At 70.8% G+C, this 5283-nt stretch carries 5 protein-coding genes; 4 read left to right on the plus strand and 1 reads right to left on the minus strand.

The features are described 5' to 3' along the window. Nucleotides 1–833: IclR family transcriptional regulator (locus EAO76_RS24255; RefSeq protein WP_262375707.1), on the minus strand; the 833-nt coding region annotated here is incomplete at its 3' end. Nucleotides 834–1019: 186 nt separating this feature from the next. On the opposite strand from EAO76_RS24255, the gene EAO76_RS24260 reads away from it, so the two are divergent. The 4 genes from EAO76_RS24260 to EAO76_RS24275 all read left to right on the plus strand — a co-directional run. Beyond that, nucleotides 1020–1973, plus strand: a complete 954-nt coding sequence (locus EAO76_RS24260) for a DUF1177 domain-containing protein (RefSeq protein WP_148838060.1) — start codon at nucleotides 1020–1022, stop codon at nucleotides 1971–1973. Then, on the plus strand, nucleotides 1973–3361 hold the full coding sequence (locus tag EAO76_RS24265; RefSeq protein ID WP_148838061.1) for a cytosine permease: 1389 nt from the start codon (nucleotides 1973–1975) through the stop codon (nucleotides 3359–3361). Before EAO76_RS24260 ends, EAO76_RS24265 begins: the two co-directional genes overlap by 1 nt. Next, nucleotides 3358–4689, plus strand: a complete 1332-nt coding sequence (locus EAO76_RS24270; RefSeq protein ID WP_148838062.1) for a M20/M25/M40 family metallo-hydrolase — start codon at nucleotides 3358–3360, stop codon at nucleotides 4687–4689. The genes EAO76_RS24265 and EAO76_RS24270 overlap by 4 nt, the downstream gene beginning before the upstream one ends. 114 nt (nucleotides 4690–4803) lie before the next feature. Then, nucleotides 4804–5283: hypothetical protein (locus EAO76_RS24275; RefSeq protein ID WP_148838063.1), on the plus strand; the 480-nt coding region annotated here is incomplete at its 3' end.

The raw sequence follows: 5283 nt of genomic DNA on the forward strand, positions 1-5283 counted from the left end.
CCCGCCGCTACCGGATCGGCCCCGCAGTGCTGCGCCTGGGCAGGCTCTGGGAGCGGTCCGGATCGCTGGAGCTGCTGGCCGGGCCGGTCCTGGAGGAGCTGCGCCGGGTCACCGGCGACACGGTGCTCTTCTGTCTGCCGGACAGCTTCCACATGCGGTGCGTCGCCGCCGAGGAAGACCGGTACGGCGACGGTCGCGATGCCGGTGTCGTACTCGCCGACCGTCCAGGCGTAGCCCTGGGCGCGGACCTTGAGGAACTCCTCCTCCAGCCGGTCCGGGTCGGTGACCGTCCGGTCGGTGAACCGGGCCATGGGGCGGCCCCGGAAGAGCCGGTGGCGCTGTTCGTCGGGCAGGTACGCGTAGTACGACTTGCTGGTCGCCCCGGCGTGCGCCGGGTAGAGCTCGCCGACCAGCGGGTAGTAGCGCAGCGGCCCGGCCACGCCCTCCTCGGCGGCGACGCACCGCATGTGGAAGCTGTCCGGCAGACAGAAGAGCACCGTGTCGCCGGTGACCCGGCGCAGCTCCTCCAGGACCGGCCCGGCCAGCAGCTCCAGCGATCCGGACCGCTCCCAGAGCCTGCCCAGGCGCAGCACTGCGGGGCCGATCCGGTAGCGGCGGGTGACCGGGTCGGAGACCAGGAAGCCGCGTCCGGCGAGGGTGGCGAGCAGCCTCTGGGCCACCGAGGTGTCCCAGCCGAACTCCTCGGCGACCTCGGTGACGCCCCAATCGGGCCGGGTCCGCTCGAAGGCGAGCAGCACGAGGAGCGCCCGGTCGACGGTTTGCAGGGCCCCGGCGGGGGTGCGCCGGTCCAGATCGAAGTCCGCCATCGTCATCTCACCATTCAGACCTGAATTGCAAATAACGGGAAACAGTTGCGTTCAACGCTATCCGATCCCGAATGTGTCCTCAGCACCCCGCCCCGCGCTTCCTCCCGTCGAACGTCGGCCCGGGTGTCCGGATCAGCCCGGGTGTCCGGATCAGTGAGATCGGTGAGACCGGGTGAGCGAGAAAGGCCCCCCATGTTGAAGTACGTACTGGACATCGTCGATCTGCTGGACGATCCCCAGGTCAATGGCAAGACGGTCGTCGAGTACCTCGACTCCGTGAGCGGCGCCGAGGGCTCGTCCGCGAAGGTCACCACGGTCGTCGGCGCGCAGGGCTCGACGGACTTCGTGATGGTCCGCGTCCCGGGCTCGCGAGGGCGCTCCTCCGGGGGCGACGCCCGCACCCTGGGCGTGGTGGGCCGGCTCGGCGGCATCGGCGCCCGGCCCGAGGTGACCGGCCTGGTCTCCGACGCCGACGGCGCGGTCTCCGCGCTCGCCACCGCCGCCAAGCTGCTGGACATGCGCCGCCGCGGCGACGTGCTGCCCGGCGATGTGATCGTGGCCACCCACATCTGCCCGAACGCGCCGACCGAGCCGCACGACCCGGTGCCGTTCATGGGCTCGCCCGTGGACATCGCCACCATGAACCGGCACGAGGTGACCGACGAGATGGAGGCCGTGCTCTCCATCGACACCACCAAGGGCAACCGGATCATCAACCACAAGGGCCTCGCCCTGTCGCCCACCGTCAAGGAGGGCTGGGTGCTCCGGGTCAGCGAGTCGCTCGGCGAACTGCTGGCCGTGGTGACGGGTGAGCCGTTGGTCACGTATCCGGTGACCACGCAGGACATCACCCCGTACGGTAATGGGGCACACCACATCAATTCGATCCTGCAGCCCTCCACCGCGACGGCCGCCCCGGTCGTCGGCCTGGCCATCACCTCGGCCGCGGCGGTGCCGGGCTGCGGTACGGGCGCGAGCCACGAGACGGACATCGCGTCCGCCGCCCGCTACGCCGTGGAGGTCGCCAAGGCCTACGGCAGCGGCCACCTGGACTTCCACGACGCGGTGGAGTTCGACAACCTCGTCAACCGCTACGGGTCGCTGGCACACCTGCAGACCTTCGGCCGCACACCCCAGGAGTCCTGATGGCAGCCACCCCGCAGGCCGAGGCCGGGACCCACGAGTCCAAGGCCATCGGCAGCGACGACTACTCGCTGTCCCGCGTCCCGCGCGACAAGCGCTTCGGCTTCTGGTCGATGCTGCTCCAGTGGCTGGCCCAGTCCGGCTCGATCTCGCAGTTCACCCTCGGCGCCACCATCGGCGTCGGCATGACCTTCGGGGACGCCTTCCTCGCCTTCACGCTCGGCGCGGTGATCCTGGAGGTCGTGATCTTCGCGATCGGCCTGGCCGGCATGCGCGAGGGCCTGGCGACGCCCATGCTGACCCGCTGGGTCGGCTTCGGCCGCAACGGCTCGGCGCTGGTCAGCTTCATCATCGCGGTCAGCCTGGTCGGCTGGTTCGGCGTCCAGAACACGATCTTCGGCAACAGCGTCTCGGCGCTGATCGGCGGCCCGGCCTGGATGTGGTGCGTGCTGGCCGGCATCGCCATCACCGCCCTGGTGATCTTCGGCTTCAAGTACATGGCCACCTTCGCCAAGATCGTCACGCCGCTGTTCTTCGCGATGGTCGCCTGGTCGATCATATCGACGCTGAAGGACCACTCCATCAGCGAGCTGATCAGCTCCCCGCCGCCCGGCGAGACGATCCCGCTCGCCGTCGCCGCCACCGCCATCGCGGGCGGCTACATGACCGGGGCGATCGTGTCCCCGGAGATGACCCGGTACAACCGGAAGGGCTCGCACGTCTTCCTGCAGAGCGCCTCGTCGATGATCCTCTCCGAGTACATCGTCGGCCTGACCGGCGTGCTCCTCGGCCACCTGGTCAAGAGCAGCGAGGTCTCGCACATCGTGCTCTCCACCTCCGGCGCCTTCGGCGTGATCGTGGTCCTGATGTCCACCGCCAAGATCAACGACTGGAACCTGTACGGCTCCTCGCTCGGCGTCGTCAACTTCTTCCAGGTCGTCTTCCGCAAGCGGCTGCACCGCGGCGCGGTCACGATCGTCCTCGGCATCGCGGGCACGGCCCTGTCCGCGGTCGGGATCATGACCCACTTCACCGAGTTCCTCTCCGTCCTCGGCGTCGCCATCCCGCCCATCGGCGGCATCATCGTGGCCGAGTACTGGGTCGTGAAGCGGATGCGCAAGCCGCTGGACGAGACCCGCGAGTCCGAGACCCTGCCGACGTCCTCGCCGACCTGGGTCCCGATGTCCATCGCCATCTGGATCGCGGCGTTCTGCGTCGGCAAGTTCTACGACGGCGGCATCCCGGCCCTGAACTCGCTGGCCACCGCGTTCGTCCTGTACAGCGTCCTCGGCCTGCTGGGCTGGGTGAAGCCGTACGGCACCTCCACCCTGGACGACGAGGACGCCTCCGCCCCCGCCGCCCGCGCGACAACCCCTGTGGGAGCAGCATGACCGACCCCACCACCGCCCCGCTCGTCCCGGCCTCGGCCGAGGCCCAGGACGAGGTCATCGGGCTCTGCGCCGAACTGATCCGGTTCGACACCTCCAACCCCACCAGCGACGAGCGCGCCTGTGCCGACTGGGTGGTGGGCCGCCTCGCCGAGGTGGGCATCGAATCCGAGCTGGTCGAGTCCGCCCCGGGCCGCGCCAACGTCATCGCCCGGATCGCGGGCGCCGACCCGGAGCGCGGCGCCCTCCTGGTCCACGGCCACCTGGACGTGGTGCCCGCCGACGCCGCCGAGTGGCAGGTCCCGCCGTTCTCCGGCGAGATCCGCGACGGCTACCTGTGGGGGCGCGGCGCGATCGACATGAAGGACACGGTGGCCGTCATGCTGGCCACCGCCCGGCACTTCGCCCGCACCGGCACCAGGCCGTCCCGCGACCTGGTCCTGGCCTTCCTCGCCGACGAGGAGGCGGGCGGCAAGTTCGGCGCCCACTGGCTGGTCGAGCACCGCCCGGAGCTGTTCGCCGGGGTCACCGAGGCGATCGGCGAGGGCGGCGGGTTCTCCTACGCGCTCGACGACACCCGGCGCCTCTACCCGATCGAGAACGCGCAGCGCGGCATGGCCTGGATGGAGCTGACCGCCACCGGCCGGGCCGGCCACGGCTCGTCGCCCAACGACGAGAACGCGGTCACCGACCTCGCCGAGTCGCTGACCCGCATCGGCCGCCACACCTTCCCCGTCCGGCTGATCGAACCGGTGCGGGCGCTGCTCCAGGAGGCCGCCGACCTCCAGGGCGTGGAGCTCGACCTCGGGGCCGAGGACCTGGACGCCGAGCTGGCCAAGCTGGGACACGTCGCCGACTTCATGCAGGTGGTGCTCCGCAACTCCGCGAACCCCACCATGTTCGACGCCGGCTACCAGACCAACGTCATCCCCGGAAAGGCCACCGCCCGGGTGGACGGCCGCTTCCTCCCCGGCCACGAACAGGAGCTGATCGACACCGTCGACAGCCTCCTGCTCCCCTCGGTCACCCGCGAGTGGGTCAACCACGACATCGCGATGGAGACCACGTTCAACGGCCCGCTGGTCGACGCCATGTGCGCCGCCGTGCGCGCCGAGGACCCGGACGGCCACCCGGTCCCGTACTGCAACCCGGGCGGCACCGACGCCAAGGCATTCACCCACCTCGGCATCCGCTGCTTCGGCTTCAAGGGCCTCAAGCTCCCGCACGACCTGGACTACGGCCGCCTGTTCCACGGCGTGGACGAACGCGTCCCGCTGGAGGGCCTGCGCTTCGGCGTCCGCGTCATGACCCGGCTCTGGCAGAGCTGCTGACTCCCCACTCGGCATCCCTGCCAGGGGCCCCGACCCGGGCCCACCCCATGTACGCCCCCACCGGAATCCATGCCGTCGGTGGGGGCGTACGCCCTGCTCGGTAGAGTGCCGGGCATGGGTGCAACGTCCGCTCGGCCTGCCGGGCGCCCCGCTTCGTGGTGGCGCGAGCAGTGTCTCGAACTGCTCGACGCGGGCGACTGGTACGGGCTGTACCGCACGGCGATGGCATGGCGGGTCGGCGGCGGGGGATCGTTCACCCCGGACGCCTGGCTGATGGACGTGTGCTCGGCCCTGCTGCACGGTCGGCCGAAGACCGCGCTGCACTGCTGCGACATGGCGCTGAGCACCTGGGTCGAGCGCCCCGGCGACCGGGCCGTGCTCCGCTTCGTCCGCGGCCTGCTGATCGCCGACCACGTCAAGGACCCGCTGCGCGCCCTGGAGGACCTGGAGTCCGCGCTCCACGGCCCGAACTGGCTGGCGGAGCGCGCCGCGCCCGAGCTGGAACGGGTGACGGCGGAGGCGAACCGTTCACGGATACGGAAACCCCGGGCGACTCCCGCCCCCGAGCCGGACACGGCCTACCGGGACCTGACC

This window comes from Streptomyces sp. sk2.1 (assembly GCF_008120935.1).
Lineage (GTDB): Bacteria > Actinomycetota > Actinomycetes > Streptomycetales > Streptomycetaceae > Streptomyces.

What these genes read in the sequence shown, in the direction of transcription:
- EAO76_RS24265 (WP_148838061.1), top strand. Translation starts at nt 1,973, where the DNA reads ATGGCAGCCACCCCGCAGGCCGAGGCCGGGACCCACGAGTCCAAGGCC.
- EAO76_RS24260 (WP_148838060.1), top strand. Translation starts at nt 1,020, where the DNA reads ATGTTGAAGTACGTACTGGACATCGTCGATCTGCTGGACGATCCCCAG.
- EAO76_RS24270 (WP_148838062.1), top strand. Translation starts at nt 3,358, where the DNA reads ATGACCGACCCCACCACCGCCCCGCTCGTCCCGGCCTCGGCCGAGGCC.